The organism is Ramlibacter sp. (assembly GCF_036383835.1).
Lineage (GTDB): Bacteria > Pseudomonadota > Gammaproteobacteria > Burkholderiales > Burkholderiaceae_C > Ramlibacter.
The window spans coordinates 36626-54693 of record NZ_DASVNN010000072.1; the positions used below are offsets into that span (position 1 = coordinate 36626).

General features: G+C 68.9%; 18 protein-coding genes. 8 read left to right on the plus strand and 10 right to left on the minus strand.

What is annotated here, in order from left to right:
* Positions 1-12 precede the first annotated feature (12 nt).
* Together senB and selD are read left to right on the plus strand one after the other, a co-directional pair.
* A complete protein-coding gene (gene senB, locus VF522_RS12185) occupies positions 13-1011 on the plus strand; it encodes a selenoneine biosynthesis selenosugar synthase SenB (RefSeq protein ID WP_330908536.1) in 999 nt (332 codons plus the stop codon).
* On the plus strand, positions 1008-2078 hold the full coding sequence (gene selD / locus VF522_RS12190) for a selenide, water dikinase SelD (protein ID WP_330908537.1): 1071 nt from the start codon (positions 1008-1010) through the stop codon (positions 2076-2078). The genes senB and selD overlap by 4 nt, the downstream gene beginning before the upstream one ends.
* Positions 2079-2117: 39 nt before the next feature.
* Here selD and VF522_RS12195 read toward each other — a convergent pair whose 3' ends face one another.
* Both VF522_RS12195 and VF522_RS12200 read right to left on the minus strand, forming a co-directional pair.
* Positions 2118-3347, minus strand: a complete 1230-nt coding sequence (locus tag VF522_RS12195; protein ID WP_330908538.1) for a D-alanyl-D-alanine carboxypeptidase family protein — start codon at positions 3345-3347, stop codon at positions 2118-2120.
* Positions 3348-3438: 91 nt separating this feature from the next.
* A complete protein-coding gene (locus VF522_RS12200; protein WP_330908539.1) occupies positions 3439-4242 on the minus strand; it encodes a crotonase/enoyl-CoA hydratase family protein in 804 nt (267 codons plus the stop codon).
* A gap of 267 nt (positions 4243-4509) precedes the next feature.
* Here VF522_RS12200 and VF522_RS12205 point away from each other — a divergent pair, with 267 nt between their 5' ends.
* The 5 genes from VF522_RS12205 to VF522_RS12225 all read left to right on the plus strand — a co-directional run bounded on the left by VF522_RS12205 (position 4510) and on the right by VF522_RS12225 (position 9192).
* On the plus strand, positions 4510-5292 hold the full coding sequence (locus tag VF522_RS12205; protein ID WP_330908540.1) for an ABC transporter ATP-binding protein: 783 nt from the start codon (positions 4510-4512) through the stop codon (positions 5290-5292).
* The gene (locus VF522_RS12210; protein ID WP_330908541.1) at positions 5292-5999 is read left to right on the plus strand and encodes an ABC transporter ATP-binding protein; all 708 of its coding nucleotides are present in this window, start codon (positions 5292-5294) and stop codon (positions 5997-5999) included. The genes VF522_RS12205 and VF522_RS12210 overlap by 1 nt, the downstream gene beginning before the upstream one ends.
* 32 nt (positions 6000-6031) lie before the next feature.
* Positions 6032-7234, plus strand: a complete 1203-nt coding sequence (locus VF522_RS12215; protein WP_330908542.1) for an ABC transporter substrate-binding protein — start codon at positions 6032-6034, stop codon at positions 7232-7234.
* Between the two features lie 48 nt (positions 7235-7282).
* Complete coding sequence (locus VF522_RS12220; RefSeq protein ID WP_330908543.1) at positions 7283-8167, plus strand: branched-chain amino acid ABC transporter permease; 885 nt, start codon at positions 7283-7285, stop codon at positions 8165-8167.
* 83 nt (positions 8168-8250) lie between these two features.
* Complete coding sequence (locus VF522_RS12225; RefSeq protein WP_330908554.1) at positions 8251-9192, plus strand: branched-chain amino acid ABC transporter permease; 942 nt, start codon at positions 8251-8253, stop codon at positions 9190-9192.
* Between the two features lie 131 nt (positions 9193-9323).
* Here the strand turns inward: VF522_RS12225 and VF522_RS12230 are convergent, their stop codons facing one another.
* On the minus strand, positions 9324-10760 hold the full coding sequence (locus VF522_RS12230; protein ID WP_330908544.1) for an MBL fold metallo-hydrolase: 1437 nt from the start codon (positions 10758-10760) through the stop codon (positions 9324-9326).
* Positions 10761-10881: 121 nt separating this feature from the next.
* On the opposite strand from VF522_RS12230, the gene VF522_RS12235 reads away from it, so the two are divergent.
* Positions 10882-11649, plus strand: coding sequence for an SDR family oxidoreductase (locus VF522_RS12235; protein WP_330908545.1), 768 nt, complete (start codon positions 10882-10884; stop codon positions 11647-11649).
* 107 nt (positions 11650-11756) lie between these two features.
* On the opposite strand, the gene VF522_RS12240 is transcribed toward VF522_RS12235, so the two are convergent.
* From VF522_RS12240 to VF522_RS12270, 7 genes are all read right to left on the minus strand, one after another.
* Positions 11757-12653 (minus strand): carbohydrate kinase family protein, encoded by an 897-nt coding sequence (locus tag VF522_RS12240; RefSeq protein ID WP_330908546.1) that lies wholly within the window; start codon positions 12651-12653, stop codon positions 11757-11759.
* 18 nt (positions 12654-12671) lie between these two features.
* Positions 12672-13649, minus strand: coding sequence for a DUF3426 domain-containing protein (locus VF522_RS12245; protein WP_330908547.1), 978 nt, complete (start codon positions 13647-13649; stop codon positions 12672-12674).
* Between the two features lie 34 nt (positions 13650-13683).
* The gene (gene prmA, locus VF522_RS12250) at positions 13684-14565 is read right to left on the minus strand and encodes a 50S ribosomal protein L11 methyltransferase (protein ID WP_330908548.1); all 882 of its coding nucleotides are present in this window, start codon (positions 14563-14565) and stop codon (positions 13684-13686) included.
* Between the two features lie 7 nt (positions 14566-14572).
* A complete protein-coding gene (accC, locus tag VF522_RS12255) occupies positions 14573-15922 on the minus strand; it encodes an acetyl-CoA carboxylase biotin carboxylase subunit (RefSeq protein ID WP_330908549.1) in 1350 nt (449 codons plus the stop codon).
* A gap of 3 nt (positions 15923-15925) precedes the next feature.
* Complete coding sequence (gene accB, locus VF522_RS12260; protein WP_330908550.1) at positions 15926-16384, minus strand: acetyl-CoA carboxylase biotin carboxyl carrier protein; 459 nt, start codon at positions 16382-16384, stop codon at positions 15926-15928.
* Positions 16385-16541: 157 nt separating this feature from the next.
* Positions 16542-17078 (minus strand): TlpA disulfide reductase family protein, encoded by a 537-nt coding sequence (locus VF522_RS12265; protein WP_330908551.1) that lies wholly within the window; start codon positions 17076-17078, stop codon positions 16542-16544.
* Between the two features lie 5 nt (positions 17079-17083).
* Positions 17084-17674, minus strand: a complete 591-nt coding sequence (locus VF522_RS12270; protein WP_330908552.1) for a hypothetical protein — start codon at positions 17672-17674, stop codon at positions 17084-17086.
* Positions 17675-18068: the final 394 nt, after the last annotated feature.

The window sequence follows — 18068 nt, forward strand, 5'->3', positions numbered from 1 at the left end:
TATAACCGGTCCATGTCCCGTTCCTCATCGGTCGTCATCGTAAGCCCGGCCCTCGCCGACGCCAACAACGGCAACTGGCGAACCGCCCGCCGCTGGGAGGAGCTGATCGGTCGCGATCACCGGGTGCGCATCACCAAGCAGTGGCCGGACGCCGATGCGGGATCCGACGGCGCGATGCTGGCGCTCCACGCACGCCGTTCGGCCGACGCGATCCTGGCGTGGTCCCGCGCGCATCCCGGGCGCGGCCTCGCGGTGGTGCTCACGGGCACCGACCTGTACCAGGACCTGGCCACCAGCGCGGAAGCGCAGCGCTCGGTGGACCTGGCGCAGCGGCTGGTCGTGCTGCAGGAGTGCGCGCCCGATGCGCTTGCCCCCGAGCACCGCGGCAAGGCGCGCGTGGTCTACCAGTCGACGGCGGCGATCCCGCCGCTGCCGCGGCCCGGCGATCACCTGCAGGCGGTGATGGTCGGCCACCTGCGGCAGGTGAAGACGCCACAGACCCTCTTCGAGGCGGCCCGGCTGCTGCGCGATCACGGCGACATCCGCCTGGTGCACATCGGCGATGCCGCCGGCGAAACCGCCCTGGCCGAAGCGGCGCGGGCGACGGCGCGCGACTGCCCGCAGTACCGCTGGCTGGGCGGGCTGCCGCACGGCGACACGCTGGACTGGATCCGCAGCTCGCACCTGCTGGTGCACACCAGCGCGCTGGAAGGCGGCGCCCACGTGCTGATGGAAGCCGTGCGCTGCGGCACGCCGGTGCTGGCGAGCCGGGTCGCGGGCAACGTCGGCATGCTGGGAAGCGCTTACGACGGCTACTTCCCGCACGGCGACGCGCAGGCGCTGGCGCGGCTGTTGCAGGCGTGCCGGGACGGCCAGGCCGCGGAAGACCCCGCGGCCGGCCGGCTTGCGCACCTCGGCGCACAATGCGCCCTGCGCGCTCCGCTGTTCGACGCGGGCGCGGAGCGTTCCGCGCTCCTGAACCTCCTGCAAGAACTGGAAAGCCCCACATGAACGCCGCCCTTCCCGCTTCGGCCGCCGAACCCCGCCTCACCTCGCTGTCGCACGGCGGCGGCTGCGGCTGCAAGATCGCTCCCGGCGTGCTGTCCGAGATCCTCAAGGGCACGGCGCGCCTGCCGGTGCCGCCCGAGCTGCTGGTGGGCATCGAGACCGCCGACGACGCCGCGGTCTACAAGCTCAACGAGGAACAGGCGCTGATCGCGACGACCGACTTCTTCATGCCGATCGTCGACGACCCGTACGACTTCGGCCGCATCGCCGCCACCAACGCCATCTCCGACGTGTACGCCATGGGCGGCAAGCCGATCATGGCGCTGGCCCTGGTGGGCATGCCGATCAGCGTGCTGTCCACCGCCACCATCGGCCGCATCCTGGAAGGCGGCGAGTCGGTGTGCAAGGCAGCGGGCATCCCGATCGCCGGCGGCCACACCATCGATTCCGTCGAGCCGATCTACGGCCTGGTGGCACTGGGCCTGGTGCATCCGAAACGCGTCAAGCGCAACGCCGATGCGAAGGCGGGCGACGTGCTGGTGCTGGGCAAGCCGCTGGGCGTGGGCGTGCTGTCCGCCGCGCTCAAGAAGGAGCAGCTCGACGCCGCCGGCTACGAACGCATGATCGCGACCACCACGCGCCTGAACACGCCCGGCGTCGAGCTCGCGGCCCTCGACGGCGTGCACGCGCTCACCGACATCACCGGCTTCGGCCTCGCCGGCCACACGCTGGAACTGGCGCGCGGCGCGAACCTGTCGCTCGAGATCGAGTGGAACAAGGTGCCGCTGCTGGAAGGCGTGCGCGAGATGGCGCGCGCCGGCTTCGTCACCGGCGCGTCGGGCCGCAACTGGGCCGGCTACGGCGCCGACGTCGCGCTGCCGGCGGGCTTTGCCGACGAAGACCAGGCGCTGCTGAGCGATCCGCAGACCAGCGGCGGGCTGCTGGTGTCGTGCGCGCCGGAGACGGTCGACCAGGTGCTCGACATCTTCCGCCGCAATGGATTCGGTCAGGCCGCCGTGATCGGCCAGGCGCGGGCCGCCTCCGCTGGCAAGCGGCTGGTCGTGCGCTGACGGCTTCGCGGCCCCGCCGGGGCGGGGACCGCGAAACGATCACTTGCCGAACAACTTGGTGACGTGCTGCCACGCGCGCAGCATGAAGCCCGCGCGTTCCACATCGGCCTGCGCGACCAGCGGCGCTTCTCCCACCGGCTTGCCGTTCGAGCTCGCCACCACCTTGCCGATCACCGCGCCCTTGGCGACGGGCGCTTCCAGGTCCGGCTTGATCTGAGCCGAGGTCTGCACCTGCTGGCCGCGCGGCACGGTCACCGTCCACGGCGATCCCAGGCCCGCGGCAACGGTGTCGACCTTGCCGAAGTTGACCTTCGCCGTCGCCACCGCGGTGTTCGGCTGGATGGGCGTGGCCTTCTCGAAGTTGCCGAAGCCCCACCCGAGCAGCGTGCGCGTCTGGTCCGCACGCGCCTGCGCGCTGCTGGTATTGAGGATGACCGTGATGAGGCGCATCCCGTTGCGCTTGGACGAAGTGACGAGGCAGTAGCCCGCATCCGCGGTGTGGCCGGTCTTCAGGCCGTCCACCGTCGGGTCGGTGTACAGCAGCGCGTTGCGGTTGCCCTGCTTGATCTTGTTGTACGTGAAATCGCGTTCCGCGTAGATCGGGTAGTACTCGGAGCTTTCGCGGATGATGGCGCGCGCCAGGATGGCGAGGTCGCGCGCGGACGCCTTGTGCGCCGGATCGGGCAGGCCCGTGGCGTTCACGAAGTTTGTGTGCGTCATCCCCAGGCGCTTGGCTTCGGCGTTCATGAGCTTGGCGAAGCCCTCTTCGGAGCCCGCCATGTGCTCGGCGATCGCCTTGGACGCGTCGTTGCCCGACTGGATGATGATGCCGCGCAGGATGTCGATCACCGTGGCCTGGCTGTTCAGCGGCAGGTACATGCACGACTCGGTGCCCGAGCCCCGGCACCAGGCGTTCTGGCTGACCGTCACCAGGTCTTCCTTCTTGAGCTTGCCCGAGCGCAGGGCCTGCTCGACCAGGTAGCTGGTCATCATCTTGGTCAGCGACGCCGGCGGCAGCGCTTCGTCGGGGTTGGCCGAAGCGAGCACCTGGCCGGAGTCGAAGTCCATCAGCAGCCAGGCCTTGGCGGCCAGCGCCGGCGCCCCGCCGGAAACGGCGGTCTCTCCAGCGACGGCCGCCGGGGCGGGCGCGGCGGCTGCGGGCTTCTTGTGGGCGGAGGGCTTGGCGGCAAAGGACGCCGCGCTGGGAACGAGGGCGCCTGCGGCGATGGCGAAGACGACGGGGAGGAGGGAAAAACTCTTGGTGTGCATGGCGTTCGTGGGCTGAACGGCCATTGTGGCGGAATCGAGCGAGGATTTTGGGGCGCGCAGGGTGGTTACAGACTTCCCGGCGCCGTCCCGCCTACCGGCGAAACACCGGCGCGCGATTCTCGAGAGCGGCCATCACCGCCTCCCGCTGGTTCACGCTGCCGATCAGCCGCTGCTGTTCGAACGCTTCGGCCACCAGCACCCGCGCGGCATCCACCGGCGTCGCGGTGTTGAACAGGCGCTTGGCCGCCCGCACCGCATCCGGATTGCCCGCCGCGATCTGGCGCGCCATCTGCCGCGCATCCTCCAGCGGATCGTTGCTCACCCGCGTAGCGAGGCCGAGAGCCTGCGCTTCCATCCCCGACACGATGCGCCCGGTGAAGGTCAGCTCGCGCGCCACGTCGCCGCGGCACAGCTCGGTGAGCAGCACGCAACCTGCCATGTCGGGCACCAGCCCCCAGCGGATCTCCATCACCGACAGCTTCGCCTCCGGATGCACGCAGCGCACGTCCGCGCCCAGCGCGACCTGCAGCCCGCCGCCGAAGGCGACGCCGTGCACCGCCGCGATCACCGGCACCGGCAGCTCGCGCCAGCCCCAGGCGACCTGCTGCCAGAAATTCGCGAGGCCGTGGGTGCGCGGCACGATGTCGCCGACGGCGGAGGCGCCATCGCCCGCGATGCCCTGCAGGCTCTCCTTGTCGAGGCCCGCGCAGAACGCGCGCCCCTCGCCGTGCAGCACCACCGCGCGGACCTTCGGGTCGGCCCGCAACTGCGCGATCGCCGCGATCAGCGCGCGGAACATCTCCGGGTCCAGCGCATTCATCTTGTCGGCGCGGACCATGGCCACCTCGGCCACGCCCCGCGCATCCACCGCCACCCGCACCCGTTCCTCGGCCATCGCAATGCTCCTGTCGTCGACCCTCGTGCATTCTGCGCGAGTCAGACTATTGACAGCTTGCGCTTTCCCATAAGCCTGCGGGGGCGCTCCTGATTCGCTAGCAGAGATGCCCGGCTCCGGGCTGCCTGCGGGACGCCGGGGCAGCCCTTGCGGGGCTCTGGCTGTCCAGCCAGCAAAACTACTTAGGGTCTAACCCCCTTTATGCGCTGCAGCACGCCCGCGACCATTGGCGCCCGTGGTGGGCCCGCCGGGCCCTGGAGGAGAGCTTTGTCCGCTGCGTCTGCCGAGACCATCCTGGAAACCCAGGGCCTGACCAAGGAGTTCAAGGGCTTCGTGGCCGTGAACAACGTGGACCTGAAGGTCAGGCGCGGCGACATCCATGCGCTGATCGGCCCGAACGGCGCCGGCAAGACCACCTTCTTCAACCTGCTGACCAAGTTCCTGCCGCCCACGCGCGGCAGGATCACCTACCGCGGCACCGACATCACGCACGAGCGTCCGGCGCAGACCGCGCGCCGCGGCATCGTCCGATCCTTCCAGATCTCCGCCGTGTTCCCGCACATGACCGTGCTGGAGAACGTGCGCGCCGCGCTGCAGCGCAACCTGGGCACTTCCTTCCACTTCTGGAGGCCGGAGAAATCGCTGCACCACCTGCACGAGCGCGCCATGGAACTGCTGCACGCCGTGGACCTGCAGGACTTCGTCGAGGAACTGACCGTCAACCTGCCCTATGGCCGCAAGCGCGCGCTGGAACTCGCCACCACCATGGCGCTGGAACCGGAACTGATGCTGCTGGACGAGCCGACCCAGGGCATGGGCCACGAGGACGTGCACCGCGTGACGCAACTGATCAAGAAGGTCTCGCAGGGCCGCACCATCCTCATGGTGGAACACAACATGAACGTGGTGTCCTCCATCGCCGACCGCATCACGGTGCTGCAGCGCGGCGCGGTGATCGCCGACGGTCCCTATTCGGAAGTGTCGAGGAACCCGCAGGTGATCGAGGCCTACATGGGCTCGACCGACAACGAACTGCAGGGAGCCCATTGATGTCGGCGCAGGAGACCCTTCACATCGAGGACCTGCACGCCTGGTACGGCGAGTCGCACGTGCTGCACGGCGTGAACATGCGGGTGGACGAAGGCGAGGTCGTGGCGCTGCTCGGGCGCAACGGCGCCGGCCGCACCACCACCATGCGCGCCGTCGTCGGCCTGACCGGCGCGCGCAAGGGCTCCATCCGCATCCGCGGCCAGGAGACGATCCGCATGGCGCCGCACCGCATCGCCCGCCTCGGCGTCGGCTACTGCCCCGAGGAGCGCGGCATCTTCGCCAGCCTCTCGGCGGAAGAGAACCTGATGCTGCCGCCCACCATCGCGCAGGGCGGCATGAGCATCGCCGAGATCTACGAGATGTTCCCCAACCTGCGGGAGCGCGCCGCCAGTCCCGGCACGCGCCTGTCGGGCGGCGAGCAGCAGATGCTGGCGGTGGCGCGCATCCTGCGCACCGGCGCGCGCCTGCTGCTGCTGGACGAGATCTCCGAAGGCCTCGCGCCCGTGATCGTGCAGAAGCTCGCCGAGACCATCCGCACGCTCAAGGCCAAGGGCTACACGATCGTGCTGGTGGAGCAGAACTTCCGCTTCGCCGCGCCACTGGCCGACCGCTTCTACGTGATGGAGCACGGAAAGATCGTGCGCGAGTTCGCGCAGGCGCAACTGAACGACAACCTGGGCATGCTCCAGGAATACCTGGGCGTCTAGACAACATCCGTTTTCAACAAGGAGACCCTGCTATGAAACTGAAGACTCTCGTGGCCGCCCTGGCCGTCGGCTTCGCCGCCACCGGCGCCTTCGCGCAGGCGCAGACGGGCCCCGTGCGCATCGGCTTCATCACCGACATGTCCAGCCTGTACGCCGACATCGACGGTCCCTCGGGCGCCGAGATGATCAAGTGGGCCGTGCAGGACTTCGGCGGCAAGGTGCTGAACCGCCCGATCGAGGTGCTCACCGCCGACCACCAGAACAAGGCCGACGTCGCCGCCTCCAAGGCGCGCGAGTGGATCGACAGCCAGAACCTGGCCATGCTGGTGGGCGGCACCAGCTCCGGCACCAACCTGGCCATGGCCGGCATCGCCAAGGAGAAGAAGCGTCCCTTCATCTCCATCGGCGCCGGCTCGGCCCGCCTGAGCAACGAGGACTGCACGCCCTACACCGTGCACTATGCCTACGACACCGTGGCCCTGGCGAAGGTGGGCGGCAACGCGCTGGTGAAGGCCGGCGCGAAGAAGTGGTACTTCCTGACGGCCGACTATGCCTTCGGCCACTCGCTGGAAGCGGACGCCACCACCGTGGTGAAGGCCAACGGCGGCACCGTCGTCGGCTCCGTGAAGCACCCGCTGAATGCCTCCGACTTCTCGTCCTTCCTGCTGCAGGCGCAGGGCTCCAAGGCCGACATCCTGGCCATGGCCAACGCCGGCGGCGACTTCGTCAACGCGATGAAGGCGGCCAAGGAGTTCGGCATCACCCAGAAGATGAAGGTCGCGGGCCTGCTGGTGTTCATCAACGACGTGCACTCCGTGGGCGTGGCCAACGCCCAGGGCCTGCAGGTGGCCGACAGCTGGTACTGGAACCAGGACGACGAGTCGCGCAAGTTCGCCAAGCGCTTCTTCGACAAGTTCAAGCGCATGCCCTCCAGCCTGCAGGCCGCCGACTACTCGGCCACCACGAACTACCTGAAGGTGGTGCAGAAGCTGGGCACGACCGACGCCGACAAGGTGATGGCCGAGCTGAAGTCGATGAAGTACAACGACTTCTATCACAAGAACGGGAGCGTCCGCGCCGACGGCCGCATGATCCACGACATGTACCTGTTCCAGGTGAAGACCCCCAAGGAGTCCACCACGCCCTGGGACTACTACAAGCTCGTGGCCAAGGTCCCCGGCGAGCAGGCGTTCACGACCGTCGCCGAGTCCAAGTGTTCGCTGCTGAAGAAGTAAGCTGAAACCGCCGGGACGCCGCGCGCGTCCCGGCATCCACACCGCTCCATGGAAATCTTCGGAATCCCCCACCAGGCCTTCCTGGGCCAGCTGATGCTGGGCCTCGTCAACGGCGCCTTCTACGCCATGCTCAGCCTCGGGCTGGCCGTGATCTTCGGCCTGCTGGACATCGTGAACTTCGCGCACGGCGCGCTGTACATGGTGGGTGCCTTCGCCACCTGGATCCTGCTGGACAAGTGGGAGGTGAACTACTGGTGGGCGCTGGTTCTGGCGCCCCTGATCGTGGGCGTGCTGGGCGTCGTGATCGAACGCCTGTTCCTCAAGCGCCTGTACGGGCTCGATCCCCTGTACGGCCTGCTCCTGACCTTCGGCCTGTCGCTGATCCTCGAGGGCGCCTTCCGCAAGGAGTACGGCGTGTCCGGCCAGGCCTACTCGGCGCCGGAACTGCTGTCCGGCGCCACCGACCTCGGTTTCATGGTCCTGCCGAACTACCGCGCCTGGGTGGTGCTGGCATCCATCACCGTCTGCCTGGCCACCTGGTTCCTGATCGAGCGCACGCGCCTGGGCGCCTACCTGCGCGCCGGCACCGAGAACTCCAAGCTGGTGCAGGCCTTCGGCGTCAACGTGCCGCTGATGGTGACGCTCACCTACGGCGCCGGCGCCGCGCTCGCGGGCCTGGCCGGCGTGCTGGCCGCGCCGGTCATCCAGGTGACGCCGCTCATGGGCTCCAACCTGATCATCGTGGTGTTCGCCGTCGTCGTGATCGGCGGCATGGGTTCCATCCTGGGCTCGGTGGTCACCGGCCTGCTCCTCGGCGTGGTCGAAGGCTTCACCCGCGTGTTCTATCCCGAAGCGTCAGCCATCGTGGTCTTCGTGATCATGGCCATCGTGCTGATGGTCCGTCCCGCCGGCCTGTTCGGCAAGGAGGCTTGATGTCCACTCCCGCCGGCTCCGTCGCCGTCGACGAACTCCCGATCGAACCGCCCAACGCCGCGATCGCCCGGCATGGTCAAGGCATGGGCCGGGCCCTGCGCTTCACCTACCTGGCCTTGCTGGTCCTGGCGCTCGCCGCGCCCATGCTCGGCCTGTACCCGGTGTTCGTGATGAAGCTGCTGTGCTTCGCGCTGTTCGCCTGCGCCTTCAACCTGTTGCTGGGCTTCACGGGCCTGCTGTCCTTCGGCCATGCGGCCTTCTTCGGCTTCGCCGCCTACGTGACGGGCTGGTTCGTCAAGGTGCAGAACTGGACGCCGGAACTTGGCGTGCTGGCCGGCGTCTTGACCGCGGCGCTTCTCGGGCTGGTATTCGGACTGGTCGCCATCCGGCGCCAGGGCATCTATTTCGCCATGATCACGCTGGCGCTGTCCCAGATGGTGTACTTCCTCTGCCTGCAGGCCCCGTTCACGGGCGGCGAGGACGGCCTGCAGGGCGTGCTGCGCGGCAGGCTGTTCGGCGTGTTCCCGCTGGTGGACGACACCGTCATGTACTACGTGGTGCTGGCCGTGTTCGTCGCCTGCTTCCTGGGCATCCTGCGCATCGTCACCTCCCCTTTCGGCCAGGTTCTGAAGATGATCCGCGAAAACGAGCCGCGCGCGATCTCCCTGGGCTACGAGGTGGACCGCTACAAGCTGCTCGCCTTCGTGCTGTCGGCCTCGCTGGCCGGCCTGGCGGGCTCGCTCAAGACGCTGGTGATGAAGTTCGCCACCCTCACCGACGTGCACTGGTCGATGTCGGGCGAGGTGATCCTGATGTCGCTGCTGGGCGGCGTGGGCACCTTCTTCGGCCCGGTGCTGGGCGCCGGCATCGTGATCTCGCTGCAGAACATGCTGGCCGACAAGGTCGGCGAGTGGGTGACGGTCATCATCGGCGCCATCTTCGTGGTCTGCGTGCTGGCTTTCCGCAAGGGCATCGTCGGCGAGGTGCTGGCTTGGCACGAGCGGAGGAAGGCGCGCAAGGCCTGACCGCGTTGCTCTGGTTCCTGTAGGGTGGGCAAGCTCGCTTGCCCACCATGAACCGCCGCAACGGCGGGCAAGCGGAGCTTGCCCGCCCTACGAAGTCTGGATCCCCGCCTCCGCGGGGATGACGAATCACCTCACATCTTCGCCGCCGTCCTCAGTTCCGAGTACGGCACCACCCGCCCATGCAGCGGCAGGATGCGATCCACGTCCAGCCGCAGCCGTTCGATGTTCTGCACCAGGTTCACGTGCAGCGGATTGGCCTGTGCCGGCGGCGCGCTGCCCGGCGCGGCGGGCGTGTAGGCGTCGGCCTGGATCAACAGCCGCTCGCGCGGCAGCCACACCAGCATGAAGCCCTGGGCATGCGGGTTGCCTTCGATGAAGTGCACCTGCGCCTCGCGCGTCGCGTCCGTGAAGGTGCGCTGGCCATTGACGCCGAGGAAGGCCGGGCGGCGGCCGGACTGCTGCAAGGCGTCGGGACGGATCGCGTTCGGCGTCGCGAAGGCCTGCTCGAACCAGCCCCGCGCGGGTTCGCTCACCACCAGCGTCGCACCGCTCGCGGCCGCGGCGCGCAGGCCGCCGGTGTGGTCGAAGTGGTGGTGCGAATTGACGACGTAGCGCACCGGCTTGTTCGGCACGAGACGGCGCGCCTCCGCCAGCACCGCCTGCGCGCGGCCGTCGTACAGCGGGCTTTCCACCAGCATCAGGTGGTCGGCGAACTCCACCAGCACGCTGTTGTGCGAGCCGCCGCCCATGAACCAGACGCCAGGGGCGACCGGCTGCGCGTCCACGCGCTCGGCGAAGCCGGACACCGTCGCCGGCACGTCGCTGGGGAACGGCGCGTTGGCCTGCACCTCCGTGACGTTCAGGTCGAGCACGGGCGAGCCGCCCTGCGTCTGCACGATGCGCGCCGGGAACTTCACCCCGCCGAAGTCGCGCCAGCCGGAGTAGAGCGTGCTCACCGACGTGTCGCCCGTCACCGGATGCGGCATCACGGAGTCCACCCGCTGCACCAGCCCGTCGGCGGCGATCCACGCCATCGCTCGGTAGCGGCCGGGCTCGCTGAAGGAGACCACGTTCATGCCGCCGTCACGGCGCACGGTCGCGCCGTTGCGCTGCGCCGCCTTCACCACGCCGTGCGGCGTGGTCCACAGGTCGTGGATGCGGCCGTCGAGCGCCACCGGCGCCGCCGTGGCCGCGGGACCGACCACGTTCCAGGCCTGCGTGCCGCGCACCCAGGCGGAGACGCGCTGCTCGCCCATGCCCATCGGTGGCAGGCCGCCGCCGCCGTTCACCTCGGCACGCACGCGGACCGAGTCCTCGCGCAGGGCGGCGTTCTCGTAATCGATCCAGCGCGCGTAGCTCGGAATCGTGATGCGCGGCCAGCCGGCGCCGGGCACGTAGGCCTGGCCGAAGGTGCCGCCCGTGCCGGCGGCCGCATAACGCAGCGTCTTGAGCGTGGCACCGCCCATCGCGGCGTCCGACTGCTGCAGCACCGTGGCGGCGTCGTCCCGGTGGGCGCAGGCCGCCAGGAGGGACGCGGCCGCGAGGGACACGAAAGCACGTGGGAACATGGGGTCTCCTTGCCGGTGCTGCCGGTGCGCGCATGGGGGCGGGAGCGCCGGTCGTTGTCATTCAGGTGATTGGAAGCCTGCGCGCGGCTGGTTAGGCTTCGCCAGTACGAAAGGAGTTCCCATGCAAGATCTGTTTTCGCTGAACGGGCGGGTCGCGCTGGTCACGGGCGGCTCGCGCGGGATCGGCAGGATGATCGCCACCGGCTTCCTGCACCAGGGTGCGAAGGTCTACATCACGGCCCGCAAGGCGGACGCCTGCGATGCCACCGCCGCCGAACTGTCCAGCATCGGGCCCTGCTTTCCGCTGCCGATCGACGTGTCCACGGTCGAGGGTGCGCGCCGCCTCGCCGCGGCGGTCGGCGAGCGCGAGCCGGCGCTGGACATCCTCGTGAACAACGCCGGCGCCGCCGGGGGCGAGGACTTCGATACCTTCCCCGAGAGCGGCTGGGACAAGGTGGTCGACCTGAACCTGAAGGCGCCCTTCTTCCTCACGCAGGCGCTGCACCCGCACCTGAAACGCGCGGCAAAGGTCAGGCCGGCGAAGGTGATCAACATCGCCTCCATCGACGGCATCTCGGTGAATCCCTGGGAGACCTACTCGTACACCGCGAGCAAGGCCGGGCTGATCCACCTCACGAAGCGGCTCGCCCTGCGCCTGGCGAGGGACAACATCGTGGTGAGCGGCATCGCACCGGGCCCCTTCCCGTCCGACATGAACAAGCAGGCGCGCGACCACGGCGACGAAGTGGCGCATCGCGTGCCGGCCGGGCGCGTGGGCGGCACGGAAGACATGGCGGGTGCGGCGATCTACCTCGCGTCGCGCGCGGGGGATTACGTCGTCGGGGAGACCATCGTGGTGGATGGCGGGGTGACGATCGCGCGGGGGTGATCCCCGTCATCCCCGCGCAGGCGGGCACCCAGGGCTCCGAATGCAGAAACGGCGCAATGCGCCGCTTTCCTGGATGCCCTGGGTCCCCGCCTGCGCGGGGATGACGGCTAGGACTTGACGCCTTCCAGCGTGTAGTTCTGCGGCCCCCTCGCCGCGATCTTGATCGCGCCGACCTTGTTGCCCAGCTGTGCGCAGCGCGCGAGCGTCCAGCCCTGCTCCAGGCCGTACAGCAGCGCGCCGCGCCAGGCGTCGCCGCAGCCGGTGGGATCGACGATCGCCTGCGGCTTTTCCGGCGCGACCCGCGTCACTTCGCCGTTCACCCACACCTCGCAGCCGTCGCCGCCCAGCGTCACCACCAGGCCCTGCACGCGGCGCGAAATCTCCGCGGTGCTCCAGCCGGTGCGCTCGCTGAGCATCTTGCCTTCGTAGTCGTTCACGGTGACCCAGGTCGCCAGGTCGATGAAGTGCGCGAGCTCGTCGCCGCCGAACATCGGCAGGCCCTGGCCCGGATCGAACACGAAGGGGATGCCGGCGGCCTTGAACTGCTCGGCGTGCTGCAGCATGGCGTCGCGGCCATCCGGCGAGATCATGCCCAGCTTGATGTCGGGTCGCGCGGCGATCTTCATGCGGTGCGCCTGCATCATCGCGCCCGGATGGAACGCGGTGATCTGGTTGTTGTCGCGGTCCGTCATGATCATCGCCTGCGCGGTGTACGTGTCGTCCACGCGCAGCACGAACTCCGTGGCGATCCCCAGCTGCTGCAGCCGCTGCAGGTAGTCGGCGCCGTCGCTCCCCACCGCGCCCATCGGCAGCGGCGTGCCGCCCAGCTGCTTCAGGCTGTAGGCGATGTTGCCCGCGCAGCCGCCGAAATCACGCCGCAGCGCCGGAACCAGGAAGGAGACGTTCAGGATGTGCAGCTGGTCGGGCAGGATCTGCTCGGCGAACCGGCCCTCGAAGGTCATGATGGTGTCGAAGGCGAGGGATCCGCAAATGACGGCGGCCATGGATCTTTCCGTTGGGGTTCAGGGATAGAAGGCGAGCAGCCGGTAGCCGGCCACGCGGGCATTGGAAGGACTGACCGCGAGGCCGAGCGAGCCCGACCAGTCGCTGCCGGAGGCGATCGTATCGGCCGATGCGCCGATCTCCTGCGGCGTGATCACGCGGCGGGCGATCGCCTGGTCGTTGCCGTCGGTGACGGTCAGCTCGATCGCCGGCGCGGCGACCTGCACCGGCGCGGTGTTGCGCAGCGTGAAGGAAAGCCGGTAGACGTCGTTGCGCAGGCGGTTGAAGCCCGAGCTCTCGATGACGATGGATTCGATCTGGCGCGGCGGCCCCAGCCGGCACTCCAGCGCGTTGCACATGTGCTCCAGCCACGGCCGCAGCGCGGGCTGCGCGAGCGCCAGGCGGTCGCGGTCCTGCCAGGCGAGCTGCAGCACCAGCAGGGCGGCGAGCAGCACGCTCAGCACGGCCAGGCCGATGCGCACGCCGGGGCGCCGCGCGATGGAGCGGCGCCGCGCCTTGCGCACGAAGGACACGTTGGGCAGGTCCTCCGGCGTGATCTCGCGCTCCTCCCCGGGCGGCATCTCGCTGTCGATGTCCATGGACATGTCCGAAGGCAGGTCCTCGGGCATCGTCGAGTCACGGCTCTCGCGCACCAGGTCGGAGGGGCGGAACACGAAGGGCGTGTCCAGCGGCGAGGGCTCCAGCATCTGGCTCTCGGCGCCGAACAGGCTGGAGTTGTCGGAGGGATGATCCTTGGCCGGGGGCGGCTCGGGCGGCGGCCTGGGCGCTTCCGCGGGGGGCGCGGCCGGCGGCTTCGCCTGCCGGATGGGCTCGGCGAGCGGCGGCATCTCGAGGATCGATTCGTCGCTCAGGTGCGCGGTGGCATCGAACACCTCGGCGCAATGGCCGCAGCGCACCCAGCCTTCGGAGATCTTCAGCTGGTCCGGGACGACACGGAACATCGTGCCGCAGGCGGGACAGCTGGTGATCATGCTCATGGGGGAGCCATTCTAGTGAGCCCCGCCCGCGGACTCACAGCCTGGCGGTCATGAGGATCCAGCCGTCTTCCTCGTCGCTCACCTGCAACTGGCCATAGGGCGCGTAAGCCGCCTTCAGTTCGTCGGCCTGCCGCGACAGGATGCCGGCCAGCACCAGCGACCCGCCCGGTTCGACGTAGCCGCACAGCAGCGGCGCCAGCACCTTGAGCGGCGTGGCCAGGATGTTGGCCAGCACGGTGCGGTAGCGGCCGCTCGCCCGGTCGGGCAAGCCCGCCTGCAGCTGCACGCCGTTGGCCTGCGCGTTCGCCTCGGTCGAATGCACCGCGGCTTCGTCGATGTCGACCGCGTCGACGCTCGCGGCGCCGTATTTGGCGGCACCGATGGCGAGGATGCCCGAGCCGCAGCCGTAATCGAGCACGCGCTCGCCTTGCGGCGGGTGGTTCGCGATCCAGCGCAGGCACATGCGCGTGGTGGGATGGGTGCCGGTGCCGAAGGCCAGGCCCGGATCGAGGCGGATCACCTGCCGAGCCTGTGCCGGCGGCTCATGCCAGGTCGGCACGATCCAGAAGGTGGGCGTGATCTCCACCGGCTCGAACTGCGATTGCGTCAGGCGCACCCAGTCCTGGTCGGGCACGGACTGGATGCCGAGCAGCTTGCAGTCCTGGAAGAAGTCCTGCGGCGCGAGCAGTTGCGCCGCTTCCTGCGCCTGCGCCTCCCCGGGGAACAGCGCGATCACCAGGGAGCGCTGCCAGCCTTCCTTGGGCGGCGGCATGCCCGGCTCGCCGAACAGCGCCTGCTCCGCGGGCGTCTGGGCGTCGGCGTCCTCCACCGACACGCTCAAGGCATCGAGCGCCTCGAGCGCATCGCCGACGGGCTCGACGCGCTCTTCCGGGCAGAGCAGCCGCAGTTCGAACATCAGCAGGTCACCGCTTGTGGTGCTTGAGCCACTCTTCGAGGTAGTGGATGTTGGTGCCGCCGTCCATGAACTTGGCGTCCACCATCAGCTCGCGGTGCAGCGGGATGTTGGTCTTGATGCCTTCCACCACCGTCTCGCCCAGCGCGCCGCGCATGCGGGCCAGCGCCTGCTCGCGCGTGTCGCCGTGCACGATGATCTTGCCGATCATCGAGTCGTAGTTCGGCGGCACGAAGTAGTTGTTGTAGACGTGCGAGTCCACCCGCACGCCGGGGCCACCGGGCGCGTGCCACAGCGTGATGCGGCCGGGCGACGGCACGAAGGTGTACGGGTCCTCGGCGTTGATCCGGCACTCGATCGAGTGGCCGCGCAGCACGATGTCGCCCTGCTTGAAGGGCAGCCTCTCGCCGGCGGCGACCTTGATCTGCGTCTTGACGATGTCGATGCCGGAGATCAGTTCCGTCACCGGATGCTCCACCTGCACGCGGGTGTTCATCTCGATGAAGTAGAACTCGCCGTTCTCGTACAGGAACTCGAAGGTGCCGGCGCCGCGGTAGCCGATCTTCTTGCAGGCGGCGGCGCAGCGCTCGCCGATCTTCTCGATCAGCTTGCGCGGGATGCCCGGCGCCGGCGCTTCCTCGATGATCTTCTGGTGGCGGCGCTGCATGGAGCAGTCGCGCTCGCCCAGGTACACCGCGTTCTTGTGCTTGTCGGCCAGCACCTGGATCTCGATGTGCCGCGGGTTCTGGAGGAACTTCTCCATGTACACCGCGGGATTGCCGAAAGCGGCCTGCGCCTCGGCCTTCGTCATCTGCACCGAGTTGACCAGGGCGGCTTCGGTGTGCACCACGCGCATGCCGCGGCCACCGCCGCCGCCCGCCGCCTTGATGATCACCGGGTAGCCGATCGACTTGGCGATGCGGCGGATCTCGGCCGGGTTGTCCGGCAGCTCGCCTTCGGAGCCGGGCACGCAGGGCACGCCCGCCTTGATCATGGCCTGCTTGGCCGAGACCTTGTCGCCCATGGTCCGGATGTTGTCCGGCGTCGGGCCGATGAACTGGAAGCCGCTCTTCTCCACCCGCTCGGCGAAGGCCGCGTTCTCGGACAGGAAGCCGTAGCCGGGGTGGATCGCCTCGGCATCGGTCACTTCCGCCGCCGCGATGATGGCGGGCATGTTCAGGTAGCTTTGCGGCGACGGCGCCGGCCCGATGCAGACCGCCTCCTCCGCCAGCTTGACGTACTTGGCTTCGCGGTCGGCCTCGGAGTAGACCATCACCGCCTTGACGCCCAGCTCGTTGCAAGCCCTTTGAATGCGAAGCGCGATCTCGCCGCGGTTCGCCACCAGGATTTTCTTGAACATTTGTTATTCGATGACGAACAGCGGCTGGCCGTATTCGACCGCCTGGCCGTTCTCGCACAGGATCTGGGTGATCGTGCCGGCCTTGTCCGCCTCGATCTCGTTGAGGATCTTCATCGCCTCGATGATGCAGATCGTGTCGCCTTCCTTGACGACGCTGCCCACTTCCACGAAGGACTTGGCGCCCGGCGAGGACGCGCGGTAGAAGGTACCGACCATCGGCGACTTCACGGCATGGCCCTTGGGCGCTTCGGGCGCGGCGGCCGGCGCGGGTGCGGCGCCCGCGGGTGCGAGGGCGGGCGCGGCGACCGCCGCCGGCATCGCCATCGGTTGGTGCACCGCGTGCACCATGGCCGGACCACCCTTCACGATGCGAACCTTGCCCTCCGCTTCGGTGATCTCCAGTTCGGATACGTTCGATTCCGACACCAGGTCGATCAGCGTCTTGAGTTTGCGCAAGTCCATGGAGGTTCTCCTGCCTCGTCTGAGAGACGGCGAATTTACAGCAAAACTCGCTTACTTCCGGCTTTTCGCGCCAACAAACATTATTTATTTGTTTCGCCGCCACGCCTTGACAGCGCTGGACGAGTGTGGCGGAAGCGGGTGCGCGGTGGGAGGCAGGCTAGGTCCAGGCCTTGAGGTCGGCTTCGTGGACGCGGCCCATTCTACGCTGCCGCACGCTGCCATCGGCTGCGAACATCACCGAAAAAGGCAGGGCGCCGGCGAGGTTGCCCAGCTGGCGCGTGAGGTCGGCGCCTTCGAGTCCCGCCATTCCGATCGGGAAGGACACCGGGCGGCGTTGCAGGAAGGTGCGCACGGCGGTCGGCGTATCCACTGCGAGCCCCACGACTTGCCAGCCGTTCGACGCATGTTGGCGGTAGTAGGAATCCAGCAGCGGCATCTCCTCCACGCAGGGCGGGCACCAGGTCGCCCAGAAGTTCACCAGCAAGGGCTTGCCGCGGAACTGCGCCATCGCGAGGGGCGTGCCCTGCGGCGTATCGAAGCTCAGGCCCCACAGGCGCTGCACCGCGGCGTCATCGGCCGGCGCCGGCTTCTGCTTCCACCACGCCACACCGGCGCCGGCCGCTGCAGCGGCCGCGGCGACGCCGGCCAGCATCCAGTTGCGGCGGCGGGTGTCCAACGGCGCGTTCGCACTCATTTCCGTCATTCCTTGTCCTCCACCAGCGCGCGCACCGCGGCCAGGTCGCCGCGCGGCGTGCGACCCTTGGCATCCGGCTTGAGCGCGCCGCGCAGGTCGTCGTGGTCGTACACCAGCAGGTGCACGCCGATCGGCTCGCCCAGTTCCGGGCTCATGCTGCTCAGGCTCAGGGCCTCGACCGAATCGCCGTTGAAGCCGTTCACCGTGCGCGGGGTGTAGTCCACGTCGTGTTCGATCAGCTTGATCTCCGCCGATTTCGGGTCGTCGCAGAACAACTGCACATAGATATCCGACAGCCGCGTGGCCGTCCCGTGCCAGACCGCGCCGCCCAGGTGCGGCCGGAATTCGGACAGCCGCTCCATCCACGTGAGCGCCAGCTTGCGCAGCGCCGCCAGTTCCGCGGGCTGGGTGTCGCCGCAGAAGATGGCGATGTATTCGCGCACGGCGTCCTCGATGCTGTCGTTGTCCGGCAGCGCGGCGCGCGCATTCAGTCCGAGTTGCTTCACGGCGCGACGCTTGGCCGGCCCGTACTCCAGGCCTTCCTCCACCACCAGCCGGGCGGCGGCGGCGGCGATTTCCGACTGCATGCTGTCCATCGGGTGCATTCTGCATGGACGGGGCCACCCCTGCCCCTGCATTGGCTTGGGGCACCTCCAGGAAACCGCCAAGCAGAGCACGACGATGAGCACGCCGCTGCGACGGGAAGTCATGGAAGCCGAAGCGGCGAAAGCGGTTTCCCAGGTGACGGTCCTCCCCGCGCAGGCGGGGACCCAGGGCCTCCTGTGTCGAATGTCGCGTCAGGCGGCGCGCGGGGTTCTTCGTGGTCGACGGGATCGTGACCCCGCCCCGCAGTCCCGTAGGGTGGCACCGCCCTGCCCTGCTGCCAGCCCCCGTGCGGGCGGGGCCGGGGTCGCGCATCAAGGCATGGCGCCTGCGAGGACCGGGCAGGCGGCCCAGCGCGGCTACGAGAGCGCTTTAGCGCGTATCGAG

Coding starts and splice junctions, on each gene's coding strand:
- senB (WP_330908536.1), top strand. CDS start 13: ATGTCCCGTTCCTCATCGGTCGTCATCGTAAGCCCGGCCCTCGCCGAC.
- selD (WP_330908537.1), top strand. CDS start 1,008: ATGAACGCCGCCCTTCCCGCTTCGGCCGCCGAACCCCGCCTCACCTCG.
- VF522_RS12195 (WP_330908538.1), bottom strand. CDS start 3,347: ATGCACACCAAGAGTTTTTCCCTCCTCCCCGTCGTCTTCGCCATCGCC.
- VF522_RS12200 (WP_330908539.1), bottom strand. CDS start 4,242: ATGGCCGAGGAACGGGTGCGGGTGGCGGTGGATGCGCGGGGCGTGGCC.
- VF522_RS12210 (WP_330908541.1), top strand. CDS start 5,292: ATGTCGGCGCAGGAGACCCTTCACATCGAGGACCTGCACGCCTGGTAC.
- VF522_RS12215 (WP_330908542.1), top strand. CDS start 6,032: ATGAAACTGAAGACTCTCGTGGCCGCCCTGGCCGTCGGCTTCGCCGCC.
- VF522_RS12220 (WP_330908543.1), top strand. CDS start 7,283: ATGGAAATCTTCGGAATCCCCCACCAGGCCTTCCTGGGCCAGCTGATG.
- VF522_RS12225 (WP_330908554.1), top strand. CDS start 8,251: ATGGGCCGGGCCCTGCGCTTCACCTACCTGGCCTTGCTGGTCCTGGCG.
- VF522_RS12230 (WP_330908544.1), bottom strand. CDS start 10,760: ATGTTCCCACGTGCTTTCGTGTCCCTCGCGGCCGCGTCCCTCCTGGCG.
- VF522_RS12235 (WP_330908545.1), top strand. CDS start 10,882: ATGCAAGATCTGTTTTCGCTGAACGGGCGGGTCGCGCTGGTCACGGGC.
- VF522_RS12240 (WP_330908546.1), bottom strand. CDS start 12,653: ATGGCCGCCGTCATTTGCGGATCCCTCGCCTTCGACACCATCATGACC.
- VF522_RS12245 (WP_330908547.1), bottom strand. CDS start 13,649: ATGAGCATGATCACCAGCTGTCCCGCCTGCGGCACGATGTTCCGTGTC.
- prmA (WP_330908548.1), bottom strand. CDS start 14,565: ATGTTCGAACTGCGGCTGCTCTGCCCGGAAGAGCGCGTCGAGCCCGTC.
- accC (WP_330908549.1), bottom strand. CDS start 15,922: ATGTTCAAGAAAATCCTGGTGGCGAACCGCGGCGAGATCGCGCTTCGC.
- accB (WP_330908550.1), bottom strand. CDS start 16,384: ATGGACTTGCGCAAACTCAAGACGCTGATCGACCTGGTGTCGGAATCG.
- VF522_RS12265 (WP_330908551.1), bottom strand. CDS start 17,078: ATGAGTGCGAACGCGCCGTTGGACACCCGCCGCCGCAACTGGATGCTG.
- VF522_RS12270 (WP_330908552.1), bottom strand. CDS start 17,674: ATGGACAGCATGCAGTCGGAAATCGCCGCCGCCGCCGCCCGGCTGGTG.